Origin of the sequence: Comamonas sp. BIGb0152, from assembly GCF_024809975.1 — a bacterium.
Classification (GTDB): Bacteria; Pseudomonadota; Gammaproteobacteria; order Burkholderiales; family Burkholderiaceae_C; genus Comamonas.
The window spans coordinates 340,067-365,440 of the sequence record NZ_JANUDY010000004.1; the positions used below are offsets into that span (position 1 = coordinate 340,067).

The window sequence follows — 25,374 nt, forward strand, 5'->3', positions numbered from 1 at the left end:
TTTTTGCTGGATTTAGGCCCATGCACCACAGCTGCCGGCCATCCTTCGCAAGCCCATCCTAGAATTTTGGATTGTTCTGATGAGCTTGCTGGAGGTGCCTCATGTCCGCTTCGATCCGCAACACACTGACTGCCGGCCTGGGCGCGGCCCTGCTGTACGCCTTGTCTGGCGCGGCTGCCGCGAGCAGCACGGACCAGCCGGAGAGCAGCCGTTCTGCGCTGTCGGGCTGGTCCTTTGGCTTTGCGCCCTATACCCACCACTACTCCAACGCCAAGAAAGAGCGCGACTACGAGCCCGATGACGAGAGACACCGCCATGTGTGGCTGCTCAATATCGAGAAAAAGCTCGATGAGCGGCAGCTGGTCGGCTTCGCCTACTTCAGCAATTCATTTGGCCAGCCCAGCCAGTACGCCTATTACGGCTGGCAGTTCCAGCCGCTGCCCAGCACGCCACAGCTGTTTTTCAAGCTCACCGGCGGCGTCATCCACGGCTACAAGTACCCCTACCACCGCAAGATTCCGTTCAACAACAAGAACGGCTGGGGCCTGACCGCCATCCCGGCGGTGGGCTGGAACTTCAACCAGAACTGGGGCGGCCAGCTCAACGTGCTGGGCAAGTCAGCGCTGATGTTTCAGCTGAACTACACCATCCGCTGATCACCGCCCACTGGCCGGGGCAGCCCCCGGCGAACGGACGTTGTGGCTGGGCCTTGGAGCGCGCCCATCGGCCAAAAAAAAGCACTGCCGAGGCAGTGCTGTGGGACGGGATGGACCCGAGGTGGCTTACATCACCCGGCTGTTTTGCAAAGCCGCCACACGCACTTCGATCGGTGGGTGCGAGCTGAACAGCTTGCCCAGGCTTCCGGTGATGCCCATGGCCTGCATGCTTTGCGGCAGGGTGCCAGGGTGCATGCCGCCCAGGCGGTGCAGCGCATTGATCATCGGCTGCTTGCGGCCCATCAGGCGGGCGGCACCCGCATCGGCGCGGAACTCACGCTGGCGCGAGAACCAGGCCACGATGATCGCGGCCAGAAAGCCGAACACGATATCCAGCACGATGGTGGTGATCATGTAGCCAATGCCGGGGCCGGAGTTCTGCTCGTCGTTGCGGCGCAGGAAGGAATCGACCGCATAGCCGATGACGCGCGAGAGGAAGACCACAAAGGTGTTCATCACGCCCTGGATCAAGGCCATGGTGACCATGTCGCCATTGGCCACGTGGGCAATCTCGTGGCCGATGACGGCCTCCACCTCTTCGCGGGTCATGCCTTGCAGCAGCCCGGTCGAGACGGCCACCAGGGCCGAGTTCTTGAAGGCGCCGGTCGCAAAAGCGTTGGCTTCGCCCTCGTAGATACCGACATCGGGCATCTTGATGCCGGCCTGGTCAGAGAAGCGGCGCACGGTCTCGACAATCCAGGCTTCATCCGCGCTTTGGGGCTGGTTGATGATCTTGACGCCCATGCTCATCTTGGCGATGGGCTTGCTCATCAGCAAGGAGATGATGGCGCCGCCAAAACCCATGATGAAGGCAAAGCCAAGCAGGGCCCCGAGGTTCAGACCATTGGCAGTCAAAAAGCGGTTGACACCGAGCAGGCTGGCAACAATGCCGAGCACCACAACAACGGCGATGTTGGTCGCCAGAAAAAGGAACATTCGTTTCATGGGGTTGATTCTCCAAGGAGGGGAACACAGTGCTCGGTAACTGGGGGCAATGTCTTGGTAATTCAAGACCTTACCCACACTTTGTGGCGACGGCTGGATGCTTATGATATTTGTGGCCGTCGGGCCGAGCGAAATACGCCTGGGTCATCGTAGTAGGAAAAATGCTGGTTTTCCTGGCTCCATCCCGGGATGCCCAACACCGGCAGTGGCGTAAAAGGCTTGCCAGCCAGGTGTGCAGCATCCAAAGAGGCGGCGATGACCGCGTCGATATTGTCCACCATCGGCCAGGGCTGCGGCGGGCAAAAAACATGCGCGGTGATTGGTTTTCTGGGGGTGATGAGCTTTTCCAGCAGCGCATGGCCGATGACGATGAGTTGCGCCTGCTGCCACAGCGGCCGCAGCTCGACAAACAAGCGCTGCCACTGGCGCAGCCGCAGCGCCTGCCACAGGGCTTCGGGCGCCAGCAGCACGGCGCCGTTTTCGTCGAGCAGGGTCAGCGCATCGCGCAGCGGGCCACGGCGGGCACCCACACCGCCGGCGTCGTCTATCGCCTGGGCCTGCAGGGCATTGAGCCGCGCCTTGGTGCGCGCAAAGCGCTGCCAGACCAGGCCATTGAGCCCGTCGTGCATATGTTCGCGGGTGGGCACGCAGCCGGTGCGTGCGATAAAGCGCTCATAGGCTTCGCCCGGCGGCAGGGCCGACTGCGGCACAAAGCGCCGGCCGCAATCGCCCAGGCGGTTGAGCAGATCGGGCATGGCCAGCCTCTGGCGATCCAGCGCGCTGATCTGCAGGCCCAGCGCCCGGTAGGGCAGCAGCCAGGGCGCCTGCCAGTCCAGCGATGACCAGCCCGGCTCGGGCAAGTGCTGTGCAGTGGCCTCGCGCTTATCCACGCATCAAATGATAAAAGCGCTCAGTCTGCCAGCTTCCAGGGCAGCGCTTCACCCGAGCGCAGCGGCTTCAGATCGGCCTGGCCAAAGGGGTAGGACTCGGGCGGCGTCCAGGATTCGCGCACCAGGGTGATGCGGTCGGTGTTGCGCGGCAGGCTGTAGAAGTCCGCGCCATGCAGGCTGGCAAAGCCTTCGAGCTTGTCGAGGGCGCCGACCTTGTCGAAGGCCTCGGCATACATCTCGATAGCCGCATGGGCGCTGTAGCAGCCGGCGCAACCGGTGGCATGCTCCTTGAGCAGGGCAGCATGGGGGGCACTGTCGGTACCCAGGAAGAACTTGGGATTGCCGCTGGTGGCGGCCTGAACCAACGCCAGGCGGTGCTCCTCTCGCTTGAGCACGGGCAGGCAGTAGTAATGCGGGCGAATACCGCCGGTAAAGATGGCGTTGCGGTTGAACAGCAGATGCTGGGGCGTGATGGTGGCGCCGACAAAGCGGTCGCTCTCGGTCACGTACTGGGCCGCTTCGCGCGTGGTGATGTGCTCAAACACGATCTTGAGCTCGGGGAAATCGCGGCGTAGCGGCACCATGTGCTGGTCGATGAAGGCCGCTTCACGGTCAAACAGGTCCACATCGCTGCCGGTCACCTCGCCGTGCACCAGCAGCAGCATGCCTTCGCGCTGCATCGCCTCCAAGCTGGGGTAGATCTTGCGGATATCGGTCACGCCATGGTCGCTGTTAGTGGTAGCGCCTGCGGGGTAGAGCTTGCAGGCCACCACACCAGCGGCCTTGGCCCGCACGATCTCCTCGGGCGCCAGCTTGTCCGTCAGGTACAGGGTCATCAGCGGCTCAAACTGCAGACCCGGGGGGATGGCGGCCACAATGCGCGCCTTGTAGGCCTGCGCCAGCGCGGCCGTGGTGACGGGCGGCTTGAGGTTGGGCATGACGATGGCCCGGGCAAACTGCCGGGCTGCGTGGGCCACCGTGGTGGCCAGGGCGGCGTCATCGCGCAGATGAATGTGCCAATCGTCGGGTCGGATGATGCTGATGATGGAGGGTGCGGTGCTCATCCCGCCATTGTCGCATCGGTCATGCCGAGGTCATTGCAGTCCCCGAGCATTGGACAAAAGTAACCCAATGTTAAGGGTAGGTTCTCATAGAACACACAGTCTCTATGCGTATCATCTGAAGCCGTAGGAATTCTTAATCAAGGACTGTGCAATATGTGGCTAAACCATATTTTCCGCGGCGCTTTGCTGCTGGGCATCGCCAGCAGCAGCCTGGCCCAGGCTCCCTTGCCAGACAGCTGGGACAAAATCAAGGAGTCGCAGCGCATCACCGTGGGCTACCGCCCGGACGGCCTGCCGTTTGCCTACGAGATGGGCGAGACGAAAAAACCGGTGGGCTACGCCATCGACATCTGCCAGGCACTGATCGGCAAGCTCCAGCAAAGCATGGGCCTGGCCAAGCTGGAGGTGCAATACCGCGCCATCAACGGCCAGACGCGCTTTACCGATCTGGCCAGCGGCGCCATTGATGTGGATTGCAGCAACACCACCAATACCAAGGACCGGCGCGAGAGCAAGCAGGTCTCCTTCAGCCTGCCCTATTACATCGCCGGTGTGCGCATGCTGGTCAAGTCCGACAGCGGCATCAACGATGTGGATGACCTCTCGGGCAAGCGCGTGATCACCACCAAGGGCACCACCTCGCTGCAGGTGCTACAGCGCCGCGTGGCCGTCAACGGCCTCAAGATCCAGCACAGCGAATGCCTCACCCATAACGACTGCTTCAAGGCCGTGCAGACCGGTACTGCCGACGTCTGGTTGATGGACGACATCCTGCTCGCGGCCCACCGTGCGCAGGCTGACAAGCCCGAGCAGTTCAAGCTGATCGGCAAGCTGATGTCGATCGAGCCCCTGTCGCTGATGATGCGCGACAGCGATGTGCGCATGAAAAAGGTGTTCGATGCGGAGATGCGCAACCTGTCGCAGAACTACGAGATCACGCGTCTGTACAAGAAGTGGTTTGAGTCGCCGCTGCCCGGCAAGGGCTTTGCGCTGAACGTGCCCATGTCCTACCTGCTCACCGACATGCTGCGCTTTCCCAGCGACAAGTTCGATAACTGACCCGCACCCCAAGAAGGCCGCGCTCTGCGGCCCGCCATTCACTGCGCTCTACGCCCAGGCCGCCTTCTTGGAAAGGCGGTCTGGCCGGCACCCGCAGCTCGGCAGCACAGACACAGCACCCGCCCACAAAAATGGCCGCATAAAGCGGCCATGGCGGGGTGCGAGATGCGCTGCAATCAGTGCTGCAGGATCTTGCTCAGGAAGTCCTTGGTACGCGGCTGGCGGGCATCGGGGTTGCCGAAGAAGTCGTCCTTGGAGCAGTCCTCCAGGATCTTTCCGCCCACGTCCATGAAGATCACGCGGCTGGCAACCTTCTTGGCAAAGCCCATTTCGTGCGTCACGCACATCATGGTCATGCCTTCATGGGCCAGGCCGATCATCACATCCAGCACTTCGCCGACCATTTCAGGGTCCAGGGCCGAGGTGGGCTCGTCAAACAGCATCACGCTCGGGTCCATCGACAGCGCACGGGCAATGGCCACGCGCTGCTGCTGACCACCGGAGAGCTGACCGGGGAACTTGTCCTTGTGCGCCATCAGGCCCACGCGGTCGAGCATCTTCAGGCCACGGGCCTTGGCATCGTCAACGCTGCGGCCCAGCACCTTGATCTGGGCGATCGTCAGGTTCTCGGTCACCGACAGATGGGGGAACAGCTCGAAATGCTGGAACACCATGCCCACGGTGCTGCGCAGCTTGGGCAGGTCGGTCTTGGGATCGTGGATGGCCGTGCCATTGACCCAGATTTCACCCTTCTGGATGGGCTCGAGCGCATTGATCGTCTTGATCAGGGTCGACTTGCCCGAGCCCGAAGGACCGCACACCACCACCACTTCGCCCTTGGCAATGCTGGTGGAGCAGTCGTTGAGCACCTGGAAGCTGCCGTACCACTTCGAGACATTCTTCATTTCAATCATTTGGATATCCTTTGTATTGCCGCATCAGCGAATGATGGCGATCTTCTTGTGCAAACGCTTAACGAACCACGACAGCGTAAAGCAGATGATGAAGTAAAGCACGGCAGCAGCCAGATAGGCCTCGACCGGGCGGCCGAAATTCTTGCCTGCCACTTCAAAGCCCTTGAGCATGTCGTAGGCACCGATGGCATAGACCAGCGACGTATCCTGGAACAAGATGATCGTCTGCGTCAGCAAAACCGGCAGCATGTTGCGGAAAGCCTGGGGCAGCACCACCAGACGCATGTTCTGCCCATAGGTCATGCCCACGGCTTGGCCGGCATACACCTGGCCACGCGGAATCGACTGGATACCGGCCCGCATGATCTCGGAGAAGTAAGCCGCCTCGAACGCCACAAAGGTGATGACCGCCGACATCTCTGCCCCGATGGGCTTGCCGATCAGCAAGGGCACCAGCAGGAAGAACCACAGAATCACCATCACCAGCGGCACGGAGCGCATGCCGTTGACGTAGATGGTGGCAGGCAGCACCAGGAACTTCTTACCCGACAAGCGCATCAGCGCCAGCAGGGTGCCAAAGAAGATACCACCCAGGGTTGCGACGATGGTCAGCATCACGCTGAACACCAGACCCTTGATGATGAAGTTCTGGATCAGATCCCAGTTGTAGAACGAAAAATCAAGATTCAAATTCATCTCAGTGACCTCCGGAGCCGCCTGCGGCGATAAAGCCCGGGATACGGCTTCTCTTTTCAATGAAGGCCATGATGCGGTTGATCACGAATGCCGAGATCATGTACAGCGCGGTCACCGCCAGGTAGACCTCAATACCGCGAGAGGTTTCCTCTTGCGCCTGCATCGCAAACAAGGTCAGCTCGGCCACCGACACGGCAAAGGCCACCGACGAATTCTTGAAAATGTTCATCGACTCGCTGGTGAGCGGCGGAATGATGATGCGGTAGGCCATGGGCAGCAGCACATAGCGGTAGTACTGGAAGGTCGTGAAACCCAGCGCCATGCCCGCATAACGCTGGCCGCGCGGCAGCGCCAAGATACCGGCACGCAGCTGCTCGGCAATACGCGCCGAGGTAAAAAAGCCCAGCGCCAGCACCACCAGCAAGAACCCAGGCACTTGCTTGAGTGCGGGGAAGATGGAAGGCACCACGTGGTACCACAGGAAAATTTGCACCAGCAGGGGAACGTTGCGGAACAACTCCACCCAGGCATTGCCCAGCCGCACCGTCCAAGGCCGGTCAGGCAGGGTGCGCAGGGTACCGATGACGGAGCCGAGGATCAGCGCGATCACCAACGCACACAAGGAAACGGAGATAGTCCATCCCCACGCAGACAACAACCAGTCCAGATACGTGACATCACCGTTTTTACCGAAACAGCCCTGCACGACCTGGCGCTCAATCGTGTCTTCACAAAATACTTGCCAATCCCAATTCATAGGACTACCTCTTTTTTTGTCTTTGTAGCAATGTTTGGTACCAGATTGCAACTGTCAAAAACCAGTACCAACAAAAACGCCCCCCCAAACCCCAGGCTGGAAGGGCGGTACCTAAATGGTGTGCTTACTTGACTTCGTAGGCTTCCATGGGCTTGTCGTTGGGGTTGGCCCAAGCGTCCTTGGTTGCAGCGGACAGCGGCAAGCCCACCTTCACGTTGTTAGGTGGAATGGGTTGCATGAACCACTTGTCGTACAGCTTCTCCAGCGAGCCATCCTTGATCTGGCGCACGATGGAATCGTCCACCGCCTTCTTGAAGGCAGCGTCGTCCTTGCGCAGCATGCAGGCGATAGGCTCGACCGACAGCACTTCGCCGACGACCTTGTAGTCAGCAGGGGCCTTGGACTTGGAGATGTTGGCCGCCAGGATGGAGCCGTCCATGACGAAGGCGTCGGCACGGCCAGACTCCAGCATCAGGAAGCTGTCAGCGTGGTCCTTGCCCATGACTTCCTTGAAGGTCAGGCCATCAGCGCGCTTGTTCTTGCGCAGGGTCTGCACCGAGGTCGTACCGGTGGTGGTCACCAGGGTCTTGCCGTTGAGGTCCTTGATGCCGGTGATGCCGGAGTTGGCCTTCACCGCGATACGCACTTCTTCCACGTAGGTGGTGAAGGCGAAAGCAGCATCCTTTTGGCGCGACTGGTTGTTGGTGGTGGAGCCGCATTCCAGATCCACGGTGCCGTTTTGCACCAGAGGCACGCGGTTTTGCGAGGTCACGGGCTGGTACTTGATCTCCAGCTTGGCCAGGCCCAGTTGCTTTTGCAGATCGCTCACAACGTTCTCAGCCATCTCGGTGTGGAAGCCAACGTACTTGCCGTTGCCCAAGGTGTAGCCCAGGCCCGAAGACTCGCGAACACCCAGGGTGATGCTGCCCGACGACTTGATCTTGGCCAGGGTATCGCCCGCTTGCGCAAACGCGCTTCCTGCCGCAACCGCTGCCACCGCAAAAGCCAGCAAATGTTTCTTCATCATCAGACCTCCAGATAAATCAATTAAGTTGTCACCGGCTGGCCTCAACAGACGCCAAAGCGACAACTGACACGCTCCGTATTGTGCAGTCCGTCCAGATAATGCCAGCAGACTAAGCGCTGCAAACATCCGGAAAATTACCAATGAACTGCTAACAATTCATAGCCTTTTTCGAACATTTCGCGTACATCTAACCAACTGCAACATGAGCAATCCGCAAGCATTGCACAGAAATTTCGAACCGCATATTAGAAATTACCCTGCAATTCCACTGAATCTATATATTTATAGACGTCAAGGACTGTGCACAGGATTGCGGGCCACCAGGTAGTCCCACAGCGCCTGTGCGCCGGTTTTCACCGCATCGGTGGACTGCGGCTTTTCCCGGTATGCACGCACATCCATCGCCACTTCCCACTGGGCTGAGCTGGGGTAGTCGGCTCGCACCAGCTTCTTGGCTTTGAGATCTTTTTTGGCTGCGCTCTGCGGCAAAAAGGCCAAGCCGTGCCCTTCGATCGCCATGGCCTTGAGGCCTTCGGCCATGTCGGTCTCGTAGACGCGATCCAGATAGGCCGGCTCGGGCGCCTGTTTCAGTGCCAGATCGGTCACCCGGCTGAGGTAGGCCCCGGGCGCATAGCCCAGAAACGGCAGCGGCACATCGGCAGCACCGGGCAGCAGGAAAAGTGGCAGGCCATCGAGCCCGGGCTTGCAGTAAGGCGCCATCACCTCGCGGCCCAGGCTCACCATCTCATAGCGTTGCGGGTCCAGCTGGATGGGTTGGGACTCATGGTGGTAGGCAATCAGCAGGTCGCAGCCGCCTTCGACCAGGCGCATCACCGCATCGTGCACATTGAGGGCGATCAAGCGGCTCTTGAACAGGCCAAAATCATTGCGCAGGCCCGAGACCCAGGTGGGGAAGAAGGTGAAGGCCAGCGTATGGGGCACGGCAAAGTCGATGATGTCCTTGCCCGAAGACGAATGCACGCGCAGCATGGCCCGCGTGCTCTGCACCGCCTGCAGTATCTCGATGGCCTGGTTGTACAGCGTCTTGCCTGCGGGCGTGAGCCGCGTCGGGTAAGAGCTGCGGTCCACCAGGTCCGCCCCTGCCCAGGACTCCAAGGCCTGAATCCGCCGAGAGAATGCCGGCTGGGTGACATGGCGCAACTGCGCCGACCGGCTGAAACTGCGCGTTTCCGCCAGACTCACAAAATCTTCAAGCCACTTGGTTTCCATCCGCGCATTATCCACACGCCAGTCGCCGTCCGTTGCAAGTGGGCAGGTGACATGCGCGACTTCGCCGCCACATCCCCGGGAAATGGATGGCTTGCAAGCCCTCCGATCAAGGCCATAATCTGGCCCCACTGGCCCACCTGCCATGCGCGGCATTCGCTGCAGATACCCATCTATCCGATGCCGATGGTCCGCTCACAAGGCGGTTTGTGTTTTCCGCATTCACCTTGGGCTCCGCCGAGTCCTCTCGCGACCGCTTGTTATGGCATCACCCTCCCCTCACGCTCCGGGCGGCAGCAGCGCTGCCACTTCCACCACCTTGCCCAGCGAGCCCGCCCCTGCCAAGGGGCTGTGGCTGGAAGACTGGCTCACGGTCCTCATCATGGCGCTCTTGGCGCTCATCACCTTTGCCAACGTCATCGTGCGCTATTTCACCGATGGCTCCTTCGCCTGGACCGAAGAGATCTCGGTATTTCTGATGATCTTGCTGGCCATGGTCGCGGGCTCGGCCGCGGTGGCGCGCAACCTGCACATCCGCATTGAATTTTTTGCCGAGCGGGGCGATGCCCGCCGCCGCAAGGCCTTTGCCCGCTTTGGTGCGCTGACGGTGGCCCTGTTGTTTGCGCTGATCTGCGTGCTCAGCATCCGCGTGGTGGTGGACGACTACCGCTATGAAGAAACCTCGCCAGGCATCGGCCTGCCGCAGTGGTGGTATTCGATCTGGTTACCGGTGTTCTCGGCCTTGATCACCTTGCGCGCGCTGGGCCTGTACCTGCGCCAGGGCCGCGCCAGCTTTGCCCATGTGGCCACCGACGGCGACGAAGCCGCCACCACACCCACCACCAGGGAGCACGCATGATTGCCACCCTGCTTTTTATCGGCTTTATCTCCTTGATGCTGCTGGGCGTGCCGATTGGCGCGGCCCTGGGCCTGGCCGGCGCCGTGGCCATTGCGCTGGCCAATGCCGATGCGCAGTGGTTTGGCCTGCTGGCCATTCCGCAGAACTTCTATGCCGGCCTGGGCAAGTACCCGCTGCTGGCCATTCCGATGTTTGTGCTGGTGGGATCGATCTTTGACCGCTCCGGCGTCGCCTTGCGGCTGGTCAACTTTGCCGTGGCGATTGTGGGGCGCGGCCCGGGCATGCTGCCGTTGGTGGCCATTGCCGTGGCCATGTTTCTGGGCGGTATCTCCGGCTCGGGCCCGGCCAATGCGGCGGCCGTGGGCGGCGTGATGATTGCGGCCATGCGCCGCGCCGGTTATCCGGGCAGCTTCTCGGCCAGCGTGGTCGGTGCCGCTGCGGCGACCGACATTCTGATTCCGCCGTCGGTGGCCTTCATCATCTATTCCGTGCTGGTGCCAGGCGCATCGGTGCCTGCGCTGTTCGCAGCCGGCATGATTCCCGGCATTCTTGCCGGCCTGGCGCTGATCATCCCGGCGGTCTGGATGTCGCGCAAACACAAGATGGGCGCGCTGGAGGCCAGCCTGCCCCGCCCCGAGTTCTGGAAAAGCCTGCGCGACGCCGCCTGGGGCCTGGCCGCGCCGGTGCTGATTCTGGGCGGTATGCGCATGGGCTGGTTCACGCCCACCGAGGCGGCGGTGGTGGCAGTGTTCTACGGCCTGTTCGTCGGCATGGTGGTGCACCGCACGATTGGCTTTCGCGACCTGTTCCCCATCCTGCGCGAGGCCGGTGAGCTGTCGGCGGTGATCCTGATCGTGGTGTCGCTGGCGGGCATCTTTGCGTTCTCGCTGTCCACCCTGGGCGTCATCGACCCGATCACCAACGCCATCGTCAACTCGGGCCTGGGCGAATGGGGCGTGATGGCGCTGCTGATCCTGATGCTGATCACGGTGGGCATGTTCCTTGACGGCATCTCCATCTTCCTGATCTTTGTGCCGCTCTTGATGCCCATCATGCAGCACTACCACTGGGACCCCGTCTGGTTTGGCGTGATCCTGACCTTGAAGGTGGCGCTGGGCCAGTTCACCCCGCCGCTGGCGGTGAACCTGATGGTCAGCTGCCGCATTGCCGGCGTGCGCATGGAGTCGACCGTGCGCTGGGTCGGCTGGATGCTGTTTGCGATGTTCTGCGTGATGGTGCTGGTCATCGCCTTCCCGCAACTCGCGCTGTGGCTGCCCGCCAAGCTGGGCTACTGATTGGAACCGGTTCTGGGTGCAGGCGAAAAGGCCCGCACCCAGCGCCCTGGATTTGCATAATTTCCCCTTGAACCACCCGGAGACAACACCATGAAAACCCGTCAATTCCTTGCCACCGCCTTGGCCGCCGCTGCGGCGCTGAGCTTTGCCGCGCCCGCCGTGCAGGCGCAGAGCAATTACAAAAGCGAGTACCGCATGTCGCTGGTGCTGGGCACGGCCTTCCCCTGGGGCAAGGGCGGCGAGATCTGGGCCAACAAGGTGCGCGAGCGCACGCAAGGCCGCATCAACATCAAGCTCTACCCGGGCGTGTCGCTGGTGCAGGGTGACCAGACGCGTGAGTTCTCGGCCCTGCGCCAGGGCGTGATCGACATGGCCGTCGGCTCCACTTTGAACTGGTCGCCGCAGATCAAGGAGCTGAACCTGTTTGCGCTGCCTTTTCTGATGCCCGACTACGCAGCGGCCGATGCGCTGACCCAGGGCGAGCCTGGCAAGCGCCTGTTTACGCGCCTGGAAAAAGCCGGTGTGGTGCCGCTGGCCTGGGGTGAGAATGGCTACCGCGAAATCTCCAACTCCAAGCACGCCATCAAGACCCCGGCCGACATGAAGGGCCTCAAAATCCGCGTGGTCGGCTCGCCGCTGTTTGTCGACACCTTCAGCGCACTGGGCGCTAACCCCACGCAAATGAGCTGGGCCGATGCCCAGCCTGCGATGGCCAGCGGCGCGGTCGATGGCCAGGAGAACCCGGTGGCCGTCTACCAGGCCGCCAAGCTCAACACCGTGGGCCAGAAGTACCTGACCCTGTGGGGCTACATCAACGACCCACTGATCTTTGTCGTGAACAAGGACATCTGGGCCAGCTGGAGCAAGGCCGACCAGGACATCGTGCGCCAGGCTGCCATCGAGGCCGGCCAGGAAGAAATCGCCATCGCCCGCAAAGGCATGATCGAAGCGGGCAAGCCGCTGGTCAAGGAGCTGAGCGCCAACGGCGTCACCGTGACCGAGCTGAGCGCTGCCGAGCGCGAAGCCTTTGTGAAAGCCACCCGCCCGGTGTATGACAAGTGGAAGCAGCAAGTGGGTGCCGACCTGGTCACCGCCGCAGAAAAGGCCATTGCCGCCCGCAAGCAGTAAACCCTGCACGCTCCCAACAGCGAAGCCACCGGTTTGCACGCCGGTGGCTTTTTTGTGGCTGCGGCTACAGGCTGCCCCGCGCTACAGCCTGGGCGGCAGCAGCGCTTATTCGAGCTTGAAGCCCGTCTCCTTGACCACCTGCTTCCAGCGGTCCGTCTCGGCCTGGATCTGCTGCGCAAACACCTCGGGCGTGGTTTTCACGGGGATGTAGTCGTACTGCTTGAGCTTGGCCAGCACATCGGGCATCTGCATGACCTTGTCGATGTTCTGCGACAGCGCAGCGACGATCTCCTTGGGCGTGCCCTTGGGCGCGAGCAAGCCGGCCCAGGAGCTGAACTCCATGTCCTTGATGCCCAGCTCGACGAGGGTCGGCACATCGGGGAAGGACGCGGCGCGCTGGGGCAGCACCACGGCCAGCGCCTTGACCTTGCCGGCCTTGATCATCTCCACGGCGGCAAAGGAGTCGAATGAGAAATCGACCTCGCCGGACACCACGGCCTGCATCTGCGGGCTGGTGCCCTTGTACTGCGCGTTGATGATGTGCGGCGCCTTGATTACCTGCTTGAACTGCTCGGTGATCAGGTTGATGATGGCGCTGCCCGACGACGCCGTCAGTGGTTTGTCCTTGTTTTGCGCCAGCGCGATCAGCTCTTGCAGCGAATTGGCAGGCAAATCCTTGCGGGCAATGATGATGAAGCCCACCGAGCAGACCTTGGCCACCGGCGCAAAGCTGGCAGCCGCTTCATAAGGCGCCTTGTAGATGACCGGGCTCAGGGTCTGGGCACCGGCCGTGTTGAACAGCAGGGTGTAGCCATCGGCCTGCGCACGGGCCACTTCACCGGTGCCGATCATGCCATTGGCGCCGCCCCGGTTGTCGATGACAAAGGTGCCCTTCATCAGCTCGCCCATCTTCTGCATCACCAGCCGGGCCACCACATCGGTGGTGCCGCCTGCCGCAAAGGGCACGATCACGCGCACCGGCTTGTTGGGGTAGGCCGTCTGGGCCTGCGCCCATTGCGGCACGCTGGCTGCGCCTGCGGCGGCTACAAGGGTGGTGAGAAAATGGCGGCGCTCAATCATGTCCATGGCGATGTCTCCTGTATCGGTTCATATTTATGAAACCATTGTGGGCAGCGCTTGCCTGGCTGTCTAATACAAGAGAGCAATGCAACCATTCGCAGGCGCTATCGCAGCATGGTTGCACAGCGGCCCGGCCCGCTCCAAAAGCGCTTGCTCGCGGCTGTCTCCGATGCGTCTAGGCCCCGGTAAACGCCAGGGGTTCGAGCGCCCAGCCGCTGGCCAGACAACGCAGGCCCCGCGCGTCATGCGGACTGCGGCCCACAGCCCGCCTGGCGACCACGGCGGGCGAGCCGGTCTGGGGTTTGCAAGGCAAAGTGGCGGTCCCATCCCTCGCAACCGGCAAGCCGTCCAAGAGAGCCTATTTATCTAATAGTATTTCTCTTCTTTATTTCAAATAAACATAGTCAAATTACACCCATGGTAAATACCCTCATCTAGGGTAAATACCAGGGTTAGCTGTCACATATTTGTAAAAGTTCCGAGCTAATTCAGTCTATTTTTGGAACAATCAGTCTGATTTTTGGCTATTTATCTGGGATACATACCAATATAAACTTCATTCCATCGTTAAACAAAAGCTGCACCGCAAGCAACAAGGCCTGCAGGCACAGCAAAAGACGACGCGAATCGACCACCAGGCCGGACGCAATACCAAAGGAAAGAAAAATGAACGCACGTATTTTCGCTATCGCCGCTACCCTGGCCCTGGGTGCCACCGTTGCCCAAGCCAACCCTTTTGAAGGCGACCGTTCCATCGCTCCTCAAGCTTCCACCACCAGCGCTGTGAGCCGCGCTGATGTGCAAGCCCAACTGGCCGATGCCCAAAAGAACCACACGATGATTGCCCAAGGCAACCAATCGACCATGAACGCCTACGAGCTGGGCAAGGGCCAACTGAGCCGCGCTGAAGTGACCCAGGCTGCACGCCAGGCGCTGGCCAACGGCTCCATCCTCGAAGGCGAATAAGCCCTCCCCTCGCTGGCACTTTATGGTGCCGGCACCTTGTCCCTGGAGCGGCGCACACACTCCCCGCCCCATCGACACAGGCCGCTGCCCCCGCAGCGGCCTTTTTTGCGTCTGCACGCCGGCCGCAAGACAGGCCTGAAAGGCGCCACCACAGCGCGCGCTGACTTGCAACAGGTTCTATCATCCGGGAACCTCTGCACGCATCCTGTCCTCTCACTGCCAGACTTTCAGGTACCACGCGATATGCCCCATGCTTTTATGCGCCGCTCGATAGGAGCGCTTTTTTTTACGCTGCTGGTGCTCGTGCTTTGCGCCAATGCGGGCCAGGCACAGGCCCAAATCAAACTCCAGATAGGCAGCGGCACCACCGCCGCCGCCATGGACAGCAGCTCCGGACCAGCGTCCAGCAATGTCGTGACCACGCCCCGCGTGCGCGCCGAGCTGGTGGCGCTGGCGCCCCAAGGCATTGAGCCCGGAAAAACCATCGAGCTGGGCCTGTTGCTGGACCACCAGCCCGATTGGCACACGTATTGGGCCAACCCCGGCGACTCTGGCCTGCCCACCCAACTGCAATGGCAGCTGCCGCCGGCTTGGGATGCGGGCGAAATCGCCTGGCCTACGCCCCACCCGATACGGGTCGGCACCCTCGTCAACTACGGCTATGAAGGCCAGGTGCTGCTGCCGGTCACCGTGCAGATCCCCAGCAACTTCTCACCCGATGCCCGCGATGTGACCGTGCGCCTGCATGCCAACTGGTTGATCTGCCGTGTGGAATGCATTCCTGAAGAAGGCCAGTTCAGCCTCACGATCCCCACCAAGAGCAGCACGGCCTTGCTGGCCGACACCTTTGCCCAGGCACACGCCCAGGTACCCGTCGCACTGCAAGGCAGCAGCCAGGCCAGCGTCGATGGCGAGACCTTGAAGCTGCGCGTCTCCGGCCTGCCCGCTGCACTGCAAGGCCAGAGCCTGCAGGTGCTGAGCGAAAGCCCCGACACCTTGCACCACGCGATGGAAGCAGGCAAGGATTTCAACCAGCAGTGGGACGGTGCGGACTGGACGGCCGTGGTGCCGCTGTCTGCCAACCGGGGCCAGACACCTGACCATATTCCGCTGGTTTTGACCACCGATAAGCACACCGCTGTCGATGGCGCCATCGGCTGGCGCGCCGTGGCCCCCATCAGCGGCCAATGGCAGGCCGCTGCCGTGGCCCAGGTATCGCCCGAGCTGGCCGCTGCGCTGGCCAAAAATGCCCAGACATCTGCCCCCACCCCGCCGCCTTCCTCGGGCAACCTCTGGCTGGCCGTGCTCGGCGCGCTGGTCGGTGGCCTGATCCTCAACCTGATGCCCTGCGTGTTCCCGATTCTGGCGCTCAAGGTGCTGGGCTTTACCGCCCACGGCAGCCAGCTGCGCGAGCAGCGCCATGCGGGCCTGGCCTACACCGCCGGCGTGGTGCTGTCCTTCCTGGCGCTGGGCGCCCTGCTGCTGGCACTGCGCTCGGCGGGCCAGCAGCTGGGCTGGGGTTTTCAGCTGCAGTCGCCGCTGGTGATTGCCGCACTGGCAGCGCTGTTTACCGTGATTGGTCTGAACCTGGCGGGTATGTTTGAGTTTGGCAGCTTTGTGCCCAGCAGCCTGGCTGGCAAGCAGGCCAAAAGCCCCATCACCAATGCTTTCCTGAGCGGGGTGCTGGCCGTGGCCATTGCCTCGCCCTGCACGGCCCCCTTCATGGGTGCATCGATGGGCCTGGCCGTGAGCCTGCCTGCCGCCGAGGCCTTGCTGGTGTTTGCCGCGCTGGGCCTGGGCATGGCGGCGCCCTATCTGCTGGCCAGTTGGATTCCGGCCGTGGTGCGCTGGTTGCCGCGCCCGGGCGCCTGGATGGATACCTTCCGCCGCGCGATGGCCTTCCCGATGTTTGCCACCGTGGTCTGGCTGGTCTGGGTGCTGGGCCAGCAAAGCGGCATCGATGGCGCAGCCACCTTGCTGGCCCTGCTGGTGCTGCTGGCCGCGCTGGTCTGGGCGCTGGGCCTGCAAGGCCGCGCGCGCTGGGCGTTTGCGCTGCTGTCCATCGCAGGCGGGCTGTACCTGGCCAGCGCCATGGGCCACAACCTGACCACGCCCGCCCCTGCGCCCGGCCAGCAGGCCAGCGGCGCACTGTGGCAGCCCTGGTCGGCACAAAAGGTGGGCGAGATCAATGCCAGCGGCAAGCCGGTGTTTGTCGATTTCACCGCCGCCTGGTGCGTCACCTGCCAGTACAACAAGCGCACCACCTTGAGCGACAGCCAAGTGCTCTCCGCCTTCGAGGGCAAGCAGGTGAGCCTGCTGCGCGCCGACTGGACCCGCCAGGACCCGGCCATCACCCAGGCGCTGAACCAGTTAGGCCGCAGCGGTGTGCCGGTCTATGTGCTGTATGCGCCGGGCAAGGCACCGCAGATTCTGTCTGAGGTGCTGAGCGTCAAGGAAGTGGTGGATGCCGTCGCCCAGCTGTAAGGGCCACCAAAAAAAGCGCCGGCATTGCCCGGCGCTTTTCTTTTTGCAAACAGCCCAGGGCAGCCCGCTCAGCGCCGCCGCGCTGCCAGCTTGCGCACCTCCCGCACCAACTGGTCCACCTCGTCAAAGCTGTTGTAGAACGCCAGCGAGGGCCGCACGGCGGTCTCCACCCCAAAGCGCCGCAAGATGGGCTGGGCGCAATGGTGGCCGGTGCGCACGGCAATGCCCTCGGCGTTCAGCGCCTGGCCGACTTCATCGGTGGTGTAGCCCTCCAAGGTAAAGGCCAGTACGCTGGCTTTGCCCGGCACCGTCCCAATCAGGCGCAAGCCATCGATGCTGGCCAGCTGCGCCATGCCGTAGTCCACCAGCGCGTGCTCGTAGCGGCTGATCTGTTCGATGCCGATGCGTTCCACGTACTCCAGCGCAGCGCCCAGGCCCACCGCATCGGCGATGTTGCCGGTGCCCGCTTCAAAGGTATTGGGCAGCGGCTGGTAGACGGTTTTCTCGAAGGTCACATCGGCAATCATGTTGCCGCCGCCCTGCCAGGGTGGCATGGCCTCCAGCACCTCGCTGCGCCCCCAGAGCACACCAATGCCGGTGGGCGCAAAGATCTTGTGGCCGGAGAACACAAAGAAGTCCGCGCCCAGGTCCTGCACATCGACGGGGGTGTGGGCAATGGACTGCGCGCCATCGATCAAGGTGGTGATGCCCCGGCGCTTGGCGATCTCCACCACCTGCTTGACGGGCACCACCGTGCCCAGCACGTTGGAGACATGGCCGATGGCCACGATCTTGGTGCGGTCGTTGATCAGTTTCTGGTACTCGTCCAAGCGGATCTGGCCCTGGTCGTCCACCGGTATCACCCGCAGCTTGGCGCCCTTGGCGGCCGCCAGCTGCTGCCAAGGCACGATGTTGGCGTGGTGCTCCAGGTGGCTGATGATGATCTCATCGCCTTCGCCCACATTCGCCCCGCCCCAGGCCTTGGCCACCAGGTTGATGGCCTCGGTGGTGCCACGCACAAAGACCACCTCGCGCGCCTCGGGCGCGTTGATAAAGCGCCGCACCACCTCGCGGGCATGCTCGTAGGCATCGGTGGCGCGCGCGGCCAAGGTATGGGCCGCGCGGTGGATGTTGGAGTTCTCATGCGCATAGAAGTGGCTGATGCGCTCGATCACCTGGCGCGGCTTGTGCGTAGTGGCCGCATTGTCCAGCCAGACCAGCGGCTTGCCATTGATGCGCTCGGACAGGATCGGGAAATCACGCCGCACCGCCTGGATATCAAAACCCGGATGGCGGTCCTGCTGCAGCCCGGGCGCCGGGTCTTGGGCGCCGTGCGGCGCAGCCTTGGCCGGGGTGACAAAGCCATTGGGCAGTTGCAGCGCATGCACAAAGTAGTACTGCGGCGCAGCGCCCGGCACCGGAGCGGGCTGGGCCTGGTGGCCCAAAGGCGCGGCATCGGCGCCCCGTGGCCCGCGCAGATCGATGCCGTTCAGATGACTATCGGGCGCAGCACGGCGGGCCTGGTCGGCCAGTGCCTGCAAGGATGCACTGCTGCCCGAAGGTGCAGCTGCTGCTGACGGCGGCTGCAGAAAATAATAACCAGCGCCAGGGGCAGACGCGGAAACGGGCGCTGCCACCGCCTGGGAAGCACTGGCTTGCGGTGCAGCCGCATGGGGCACCCCTTGCACCAACCCGCCCAGGCGGGGCTCATAGGCTGGCAGCGTGGCCAGCACGCTATCAGGCGCGCCATTGCCCGCAGCGGCATGGGGCAGCAAGGCAGGGGCGCGGTGGGCCAGCGAGAGCACGGGTGTGGGCGAGGCGGGCAGCAGGTTGCTGCCTGGCAGCACACCGGCGGGCACGGGGGTGCCCGGCACGCTGGGCCCCAGACCAGCCGGGCTGGCCAAGGGCGAGCCTGGCGGCGCAATGTTTACCGGGGCCTGCACGCCCTGCGGCAAGCCCGGTGCGCCTGGCCGCTCAGCAAACAGCGCAGAGGCCATCTGCGCGAGCAGTTCGGTGGAGATGGGCGCGCCCGAGGGCTCGGGCAGGCCGGATACGGCGGAAACCATGGCGGCTCCTTTGCTCACTTGTAGGTATCGGGGTAGTCGTGGTACTTGTTGATCTCCACGTCATCGAGCACGGCCAATGCATCGGGCGTGTGCACGGCCAGCGAGCAGTACAGCGAGATCAGGTACGAGGCAATCGCATGGTTGTTGATGCCCATGAAGCGCACCGACAGCCCTGGCCCCTGCTCGCCGGGCAGGCCGGGCTGGAACAGGCCGACCACGCCCTGGCGCTTGTCACCCACGCGCAGCAGCAAAATCTTGGATTTGCCATCGGCCACCGGCACCTTGTCCGAGGGGATCAGCGGCACACCGCGCCAGGTGATGAACTGCGAGCCAAACAGGCTGACCGTGGGCGGTGGTGTGCCCCGGCGCGTGGCCTCGCGGCCAAAGGCGGCGATGGTGAGCGGGTGGGCCAGGAAAAACGCCGGCTCCTTCCAGACCTTGGTCAGCAGCTCATCGAGGTCATCGGGCGTGGGCGCGCCCGTCAGCGGGAAAATGCGCTGCTCTTCCGTCACCTGGGCCAGCAGGCCGTAGTCGGGGTTGTTGATCAGCTCGCTTTCCTGGTTCTCCTTGATGGTCTCGATGGTCAGGCGCAGCTGCTCTTTGATCTGGTCATGCGGGCTGCTGTACAGATCGGAGACGCGGGTGTGCACATCCAGCACGGTGCTGACGGCGTTGAGGAAGAACTCGCGCGGCTGCGCGTCGTACTCCACAAAGGTGCGGGGCAGCTGGTTCTCATGCGTCTTGGCGGTGCAGGCCACCCGGATGTCTTCCGGGTTCTTGACCTGGTTGAGCCGGTAGATACCCGCCTCGACCGGCACCCATTGGAGCAGGTGGGTCAGCCAGCGGGGGCTGATGGTGGAAAGCTGGGGAACCGTCTTGGTGGCGTTGGCTAACTGCCGTGCAGCACTGTCGCCCAATGCGGTCGTGCCGCCTACATTCGCTGTCATATCTCTCTCCGGTTGCGCGTGTGAATGAACAAGAAAATGATCGCTGGCGGGCGCTGCCGCCTCAACCGGCTATCGCCGCCAAGCGGCTCATATGCTGGGCCCGCACCAGGTAGTGCTGGTGCAGCTCCTCGCCGCGCAGCACCAGGGTGGACTGCGGCACCTGCAGCGCCTGGGCCAGCTTGCCGATGGTGGCCAGCGACACCGCCACCTGGCCGCGCTCGACCTCGCCGACATAGGAGCGGTTCAGATCCGCCTGCGCGGCCAGCTGCTCTTGCGACCAGCCCATGGCTTCGCGCGAGCGGCGCACCGCCAGGCCGAAATGGTGGGAAAAGTCATTCATAGCGCGGCCTCCTCGGCGGGCAGGGCCGGCTCGCCCAGCAGGCGCTGCCCAGCCCCTTGTGCGGCGATGTGTGCAGCGGCCTGCAGCGATGCCTGGGTCACATGGGCACCAGCGGCCACACTCTGGGTCAGCCAGACATTGCCGCCAATCACCGCGCCAGCGCCCAGGGTGACCCGGCCGAGAATGGTCGCGCCGGCATAGATCACCACGCCGTCTTCCACAATCGGGTGGCGGGGCTGGCCCTTTTGCAGATGGCCTTGCGCGGTCTGCACAAAGCGCTTGGCGCCCAGGGTGACGGCCTGGTAAATACGCACCTTGCGGCCAATCACCGCCGTTTCGCCCACCACCACGCCGGTGCCGTGGTCGATGAAAAAGCGCTCGCCAATCTGCGCGCCGGGGTGGATGTCTATACCCGTCTCGCTGTGCGCCAGCTCGGCCACGATGCGGGCCAGCAGCGGCAGCTGCAGCACATAGAGCTGGTGCGCAATGCGGTGGTGGATCAAGGCCAGCACACCGGGGTAGCACAGCAGCACCTCGTCCACGGTGCGGGCAGCAGGGTCGCCTTCATAGGCGGCCTGCACATCGCTGTCCAGCAGGCGGCGAATGCCGGGCAAGGCCAGCGCAAACTGGCGCGTCAAGGCCTGGGCTTGCTCTTCGGTGCCTGCGGGGCTGCGCTGGGTGTAGCGCAGCTCCAGCGCGATCTGGGTCTGCAGTCGGTGCAAGGCGGCATCCAGCGCGTGGGCCACATAAAAGTCTTCGCTCTCCTGCAGCAGGTCATGCGGGCCCAGCCGCATCGGGAACAGCACGCCCTTGAGCAAGCCCAAGGTCTGCGCCAGTGCATCGCGCGAGGGGAACTCGCGCCCGCCCGGCTCCTGGCTGCGCTGGTGGGAATCTCGCCACTGGCGGCGCTGCTCGGCCAACGCTGCGGCCACTTCTTGGATGGGGAAAGGGGTAGTCATGGGGTGCTCTCGTAGGGGTCAAAGCGCGCTATGCATCGGTACCGACGTCAGTCCTGCACCCAGGGCAGCTGGTGGTAGCGCCAGCCATCGCCATGGCCGCGCTGCTGCAAGGCATCGAGCTCGCCCTCAAAGCCCTCTTGCACGTTGAATACATGGCTGAAACCCGCGGCCTCAGCGGCCTGGGCGGCCAGCACCGAGCGCTTGCCACTGCGGCACAGCAGCAGCGCCACCGCCTCTTTGCCACCATGGGCGGCCAGGCGCGCTTCAAGCTCGCGCACAAAGCGGGGGTTGCGCGTCAGCGCCGTGCCAGTCGCCCAAGGGACATGGATGCTGCCGGGCACATGGCCGACAAAGGTGCGCTCCTCGGCCGAGCGCACATCGACGAGCACAGCCTGCTCCTGCAGCACCAGCTTCCAAGCCTGGGTGGGGGGCACACTGCCTGCGTAGCCCAGAGCCTGGTCTTGCGCCGTTTTCCAGGCTGCCTCCAGCACATCGGGCAGGCTGATATCGGTGGTCGTCATAGGGGGCCTTTTCTGTCAAATAGATGGGGATAGCCACCAATTTAGGCCTCTGGACGCCGTTGGAACACGAATAAAAATGCGCTTGTACATGCATTTTTCACATATAGGGCGGCCGCCAGCCCACCGCTTGCGCCTATAGATATCTGTGCTGAATAGGGCTATATTGAAACCAGGGTCACGCCGTGGTCGGGAGCCATTCAGCCACCGTCCGCTGCGCGCCTCTGCTGCCGCACTGCAACAGGCCAAGCGATGCGGTCGTTCCTCAAAACAGGGCTGCAATGCCCGCTGCCTGCACACTGCAAGGTGCTGGCAGCCGGCAATGACAGCCTCCTACAGGAGACAAAGATGGCTGTCATTACCCATTCCCATGAACTGCATTCCTCTGCCCCAACCCAGAGCCCCCACAGGCGCCATGTAAGCGCCAAACGGGTGTGCCTGGGGCTCGTGCTACTGTGCGTGGCTATCGCCGCGCTGGCCCTGCCGCTGGTGCGCGATGGTTTGCAGCTGATCCAGACGCAGTTGCACTGGCCAGCGCTTTCCAGTTGGCTCGCACAGGCACCCATGGCCAGCTGGCTGATGATGTTTGTCTGGGGCGCGCTGGTGCCCCTGTCCTTGATCGCGATGCTGCGCTACCACCGCAATGCGCTGGGTGTCGTCGCGGCGCTGGCCTTTGCGGCGGTGGCCGTCATCTGGTATGTGCACATGCCCGCACTGTCCACTTGCGGCGCGCTGTACCAAGCCAGCATCTGGTGCTCAGTCATCTCCTGGGGCTATAGCCTGAGCCTGGGCATCAGCAACGCCGTCTACCTGTTTGCGCTGGTGATGGCCTTGCTGGGCGGCATCAGCTTTGCGGCGATTCCCGAGGATGATGAGCAGCAAGACACCGGGCAGCAAGCGGCCCGGTAAAGGCGGTCATCGCTGGGGCATGTCGGCGTCGGTGTAGCACAGGCTCACCGTCGCATCCCCGGGTATGGCCGGCATGCTGGCGTTCCAGGCTTCCCAGGCCGCCACCATGCGGTGCAGGCGCTCGGGCAACACGCTGGCCATATTGGCGCGCTCGCGCTCATCGGCGCGCAGGTTGAATAAATAGTCCACGCCATCGACCCGCAGGTACTTCCAGTCGCCATCGCGCATGGCCCGCTGGCCCCGGTGGTTCATGCGCCAGAACAGGGGCTGGTCTTCGTGCCAAGCCGGGTCCTGCAAAAGCGGCAGCAGCGACTGGCCATCCCAAGGGTAATCCGGAGCGGGCTGGGCACCGCCAATCTCCAGCATCGTGGCACTCCAGTCCATGGTCATGCAGGTCTGGCGGCTTTCGCCAGCGGGCGCAATGACGCGCGGCCAATGGGCCACCCAGGGCACGCGGATGCCGCCCTCGGTGAGATCCATCTTGCCGCCCACCAGGGGCCAGTTGTCCGAGAAGCGCTCGCCGCCGTTGTCGCTGGTAAACACGATCAAGGTATCTTCCACCAGCCCATGCGCCTGCAAGCGCTCCACCAGGCGGCCAATGCCTTCGTCCATGTGGTGGATCATGCGCTGGTAGCTCTCGATATTGCCACCATGCAGGTGGTAGATGGCCTGCTTGTTCTCGACCAGCTCGCGCGACAGCGCCTCGTCGTCGCGGGTCTCCCAGGGCCAGTGCGGGGCGGTGTAGTGCAGGCTCAAAAAGAAGGGAGTGTCTTGCTGCGCGCCTGTGGCCATGCGGTCGATATAGTCCAGCGCATAGTCGCTGATCAGGTCGGTCAGGTAGCCCGGCTGCGCATGCTCGGCCTCGCCAAACCAGAGGTCATGCTGGCCGTTGGCGCCGCAGTGGCTGAAATAGTCCACCCCGCCCGACATGGGCCCGAAAAACTCCTCATAGCCCGATTGGAGCGGGCTGAAATGCGGCGGGTAGCCCAGGTGCCACTTGCCCATCAAGGCCGTGCGGTAACCCGCATCGCGCAGCAGCGATGGCAAGGTCGGGTGGCTGGGCGGCAGGCCCAGGTCGGGGTTGCCACGCGTGGCGGTACGGATGGGCTCTTCAGCCGCGCCGCGCAGGCGGTACTGGTAGCGGGCCGTCATCAGCGCAAAGCGCGTGGGCGAGCACACCGGCGAGTTGGAATAGCCCTGCGTGAGCTTGAGCCCCCCGGCAGCCAGCGCATCGATGTGCGGCGACACAGCGCCAAAACGGGCATTGCGGCCGCCATAGCAGCCCAGATCGGCGTAGCCCAGGTCATCGGCCACGATAAAGATGATGTTCGGTCGTTTCAACACAGGGTCTCGCTCACAGTCATGGCAGGCCGGCACCAGGGCGGTGCGCGGCCTGCGCCAGGCAGTTCAAGGTAAAACAAATCAGGGCTTATAGCCCGACGCCTGGATCACCGGCGTCCACTGCTTTTTGTAGGCCTGCAGGGCTTTGGCGGTCTGCTCGGCGTTGCTCACCACCGGGTCCAGGTAGTTGGTCGCAAACTGCTTGTGCACTTCCGGGTCCTGCATGACCTTGTGGATGGCGGCAGCGTAGCGCTGCACCTGGGCGGCAGGCATGGACTGGGGCGCAAAGAAGGTGTTCCAGCCGACGGCAGACAGGTTCACCCCAGCCTCCTTCAAAGTGGGCACATCGGGCACGGCGGCATTGCGGGCATCGCCACTGACAGCCAGCAGGCGCAGCTTGCCCGCCTGGTGCTGCTGCACCAAGGTGTCCAGCGTATCGACGGCGACGGGCACCTGGCCACCCATCAAATCGGTGAGCAGCGGGGCCGAGCCTTTGTAGCCCACCGCCTCGGCCTCGACCCCGGCCTGCTTGCCCAGCATCAGCGCAAAAAAGTGCGGCAGGCTGCCGGTGGCGGGTACGCCAATATTGGCCTTGGCCGGGTTGGCCTTGAGCCAGGCGAGCAAGTGCTGCATTTCCTTGACCGGCACCGCGCTGGACACCGCCACACCAAACACATAGCGGTTGACTTCGCTGACCGGTACAAAATCCTGCTCCGGGTCATAGCCCAGGTTGTTCACCACCAGCGGCGCCACTACCATCACGGCGGGGTTGGCCAGCATCAGCACGGGTTGGCTGGACGGCGCATTCTTGACGAATTGCGCCGCCACCCGGCCGCCCGCACCCACCTTGTTCTCCACAATCACCGTGCTGCCCAGGCTGGCTTGCAGCTTGTCGGCCACAATGCGCGCGACCCGGTCAGTCGCGCCGCCAGGCGGGTAGCCCACGACGATGCGCAGCACGCCATCCTGGGCCTGGGCGGGCAAGGCCCACAGCGAAGACGTGGTGGCCAGCACCGAGGCAGCCATGGCTGCGGACTGGCCGAGAAAATGACGACGTTGAACCATGGGGAGTGTCTCCGTTATGAACAGGGGCCCGCAACAGCAGGCCCATGCCCTCTATGGTGCCGCGTTTGATCTAGCCCAAAGGCATAAGCTTTTTCAGCCCAAGAACCTCTGCCTGCGCAGCA

Annotated in this window: 24 protein-coding genes; 8 read left to right on the forward strand and 16 right to left on the reverse strand. The window is 63.2% G+C overall.

The features are described 5' to 3' along the window. The first annotated feature begins 101 nt into the window (after positions 1-101). Entirely contained in the window at positions 102-656 is a 555-nt protein-coding gene (locus M2375_RS10490) for a hypothetical protein (RefSeq protein ID WP_259165805.1), read from the forward strand. A gap of 126 nt (positions 657-782) precedes the next feature. Here M2375_RS10490 and htpX read toward each other — a convergent pair whose 3' ends face one another. The 3 genes from htpX to pyrC all read right to left on the reverse strand — a co-directional run bounded on the left by htpX (position 783) and on the right by pyrC (position 3,615). Continuing rightward, positions 783-1,661, reverse strand: coding sequence for a protease HtpX (htpX, locus tag M2375_RS10495; protein ID WP_259165809.1), 879 nt, complete (start codon positions 1,659-1,661; stop codon positions 783-785). 101 nt (positions 1,662-1,762) lie between these two features. Further along, positions 1,763-2,551: a DUF3025 domain-containing protein gene (locus M2375_RS10500; RefSeq protein ID WP_259165811.1), complete on the reverse strand. Its 789-nt coding sequence runs from the start codon at positions 2,549-2,551 to the stop codon at positions 1,763-1,765. Positions 2,552-2,571: 20 nt separating this feature from the next. Further along, positions 2,572-3,615, reverse strand: a complete 1,044-nt coding sequence (gene pyrC, locus M2375_RS10505; RefSeq protein WP_259165814.1) for a dihydroorotase — start codon at positions 3,613-3,615, stop codon at positions 2,572-2,574. A 153-nt stretch (positions 3,616-3,768) separates the two neighbouring features. Here pyrC and M2375_RS10510 point away from each other — a divergent pair, with 153 nt between their 5' ends. Further along, positions 3,769-4,674: an amino acid ABC transporter substrate-binding protein gene (locus tag M2375_RS10510; protein ID WP_259165816.1), complete on the forward strand. Its 906-nt coding sequence runs from the start codon at positions 3,769-3,771 to the stop codon at positions 4,672-4,674. Positions 4,675-4,850: 176 nt separating this feature from the next. Here M2375_RS10510 and M2375_RS10515 read toward each other — a convergent pair whose 3' ends face one another. From M2375_RS10515 to M2375_RS10535, 5 genes are all read right to left on the reverse strand, one after another. Next, positions 4,851-5,588 (reverse strand): amino acid ABC transporter ATP-binding protein, encoded by a 738-nt coding sequence (locus tag M2375_RS10515; protein WP_259165818.1) that lies wholly within the window; start codon positions 5,586-5,588, stop codon positions 4,851-4,853. 24 nt (positions 5,589-5,612) lie between these two features. Continuing rightward, on the reverse strand, positions 5,613-6,284 hold the full coding sequence (locus tag M2375_RS10520; protein WP_259165820.1) for an amino acid ABC transporter permease: 672 nt from the start codon (positions 6,282-6,284) through the stop codon (positions 5,613-5,615). A 1-nt stretch (position 6,285) separates the two neighbouring features. Beyond that, complete coding sequence (locus M2375_RS10525) at positions 6,286-7,041, reverse strand: amino acid ABC transporter permease (protein ID WP_259165825.1); 756 nt, start codon at positions 7,039-7,041, stop codon at positions 6,286-6,288. Positions 7,042-7,165: 124 nt separating this feature from the next. Next, a complete protein-coding gene (locus M2375_RS10530) occupies positions 7,166-8,065 on the reverse strand; it encodes an amino acid ABC transporter substrate-binding protein (protein ID WP_259165827.1) in 900 nt (299 codons plus the stop codon). Positions 8,066-8,359: 294 nt separating this feature from the next. Then, positions 8,360-9,298 carry a LysR family transcriptional regulator gene (locus M2375_RS10535; protein WP_259165829.1) on the reverse strand — a complete coding sequence of 313 codons (939 nt, stop codon included), beginning with the start codon at positions 9,296-9,298 and terminating at the stop codon, positions 8,360-8,362. 259 nt (positions 9,299-9,557) lie between these two features. Between M2375_RS10535 and M2375_RS10540 the strand changes: the two genes are divergently transcribed. The 3 genes from M2375_RS10540 (at position 9,558) to M2375_RS10550 (ending at position 12,577) form a co-directional block, all read left to right on the forward strand. Beyond that, positions 9,558-10,154, forward strand: a complete 597-nt coding sequence (locus M2375_RS10540; protein ID WP_259165831.1) for a TRAP transporter small permease — start codon at positions 9,558-9,560, stop codon at positions 10,152-10,154. Then, the gene (locus M2375_RS10545; protein ID WP_259165833.1) at positions 10,151-11,449 is read left to right on the forward strand and encodes a TRAP transporter large permease; all 1,299 of its coding nucleotides are present in this window, start codon (positions 10,151-10,153) and stop codon (positions 11,447-11,449) included. Before M2375_RS10540 ends, M2375_RS10545 begins: the two co-directional genes overlap by 4 nt. Before the next feature lie 90 nt (positions 11,450-11,539). After that, entirely contained in the window at positions 11,540-12,577 is a 1,038-nt protein-coding gene (locus tag M2375_RS10550; RefSeq protein WP_259165834.1) for a DctP family TRAP transporter solute-binding subunit, read from the forward strand. Positions 12,578-12,682: 105 nt separating this feature from the next. On the opposite strand, the gene M2375_RS10555 is transcribed toward M2375_RS10550, so the two are convergent. After that, positions 12,683-13,663 (reverse strand): tripartite tricarboxylate transporter substrate binding protein, encoded by a 981-nt coding sequence (locus M2375_RS10555; RefSeq protein WP_259165837.1) that lies wholly within the window; start codon positions 13,661-13,663, stop codon positions 12,683-12,685. 660 nt (positions 13,664-14,323) lie between these two features. On the opposite strand from M2375_RS10555, the gene M2375_RS10560 reads away from it, so the two are divergent. Both M2375_RS10560 and M2375_RS10565 read left to right on the forward strand, forming a co-directional pair. Next, a complete protein-coding gene (locus M2375_RS10560; protein WP_259165838.1) occupies positions 14,324-14,623 on the forward strand; it encodes a hypothetical protein in 300 nt (99 codons plus the stop codon). Positions 14,624-14,866: 243 nt separating this feature from the next. After that, on the forward strand, positions 14,867-17,107 hold the full coding sequence (locus M2375_RS10565) for a protein-disulfide reductase DsbD (RefSeq protein ID WP_259165843.1): 2,241 nt from the start codon (positions 14,867-14,869) through the stop codon (positions 17,105-17,107). 68 nt (positions 17,108-17,175) lie between these two features. Here the strand turns inward: M2375_RS10565 and M2375_RS10570 are convergent, their stop codons facing one another. From M2375_RS10570 to M2375_RS10590, 5 genes are all read right to left on the reverse strand, one after another. Then, positions 17,176-19,173, reverse strand: a complete 1,998-nt coding sequence (locus M2375_RS10570; protein WP_259165846.1) for a family 2A encapsulin nanocompartment cargo protein cysteine desulfurase — start codon at positions 19,171-19,173, stop codon at positions 17,176-17,178. A gap of 14 nt (positions 19,174-19,187) precedes the next feature. Then, positions 19,188-20,120: a family 2A encapsulin nanocompartment shell protein gene (locus M2375_RS10575; RefSeq protein ID WP_259165850.1), complete on the reverse strand. Its 933-nt coding sequence runs from the start codon at positions 20,118-20,120 to the stop codon at positions 19,188-19,190. Between the two features lie 61 nt (positions 20,121-20,181). After that, positions 20,182-20,460, reverse strand: coding sequence for a helix-turn-helix domain-containing protein (locus tag M2375_RS10580; protein ID WP_259165853.1), 279 nt, complete (start codon positions 20,458-20,460; stop codon positions 20,182-20,184). After that, complete coding sequence (epsC, locus tag M2375_RS10585) at positions 20,457-21,419, reverse strand: serine O-acetyltransferase EpsC (protein WP_259165856.1); 963 nt, start codon at positions 21,417-21,419, stop codon at positions 20,457-20,459. The genes M2375_RS10580 and epsC overlap by 4 nt, the downstream gene beginning before the upstream one ends. A gap of 47 nt (positions 21,420-21,466) precedes the next feature. Then, positions 21,467-21,940, reverse strand: a complete 474-nt coding sequence (locus tag M2375_RS10590; protein WP_259165859.1) for a rhodanese-like domain-containing protein — start codon at positions 21,938-21,940, stop codon at positions 21,467-21,469. 345 nt (positions 21,941-22,285) lie between these two features. On the opposite strand from M2375_RS10590, the gene M2375_RS10595 reads away from it, so the two are divergent. Then, complete coding sequence (locus tag M2375_RS10595) at positions 22,286-22,846, forward strand: hypothetical protein (RefSeq protein WP_259165863.1); 561 nt, start codon at positions 22,286-22,288, stop codon at positions 22,844-22,846. Between the two features lie 6 nt (positions 22,847-22,852). Here M2375_RS10595 and M2375_RS10600 read toward each other — a convergent pair whose 3' ends face one another. Beyond that, positions 22,853-24,190, reverse strand: a complete 1,338-nt coding sequence (locus M2375_RS10600) for a sulfatase (RefSeq protein ID WP_259165871.1) — start codon at positions 24,188-24,190, stop codon at positions 22,853-22,855. A gap of 78 nt (positions 24,191-24,268) precedes the next feature. After that, on the reverse strand, positions 24,269-25,252 hold the full coding sequence (locus M2375_RS10605) for a Bug family tripartite tricarboxylate transporter substrate binding protein (protein ID WP_404979305.1): 984 nt from the start codon (positions 25,250-25,252) through the stop codon (positions 24,269-24,271). Between the last annotated feature and the right edge of the window lie 122 nt (positions 25,253-25,374).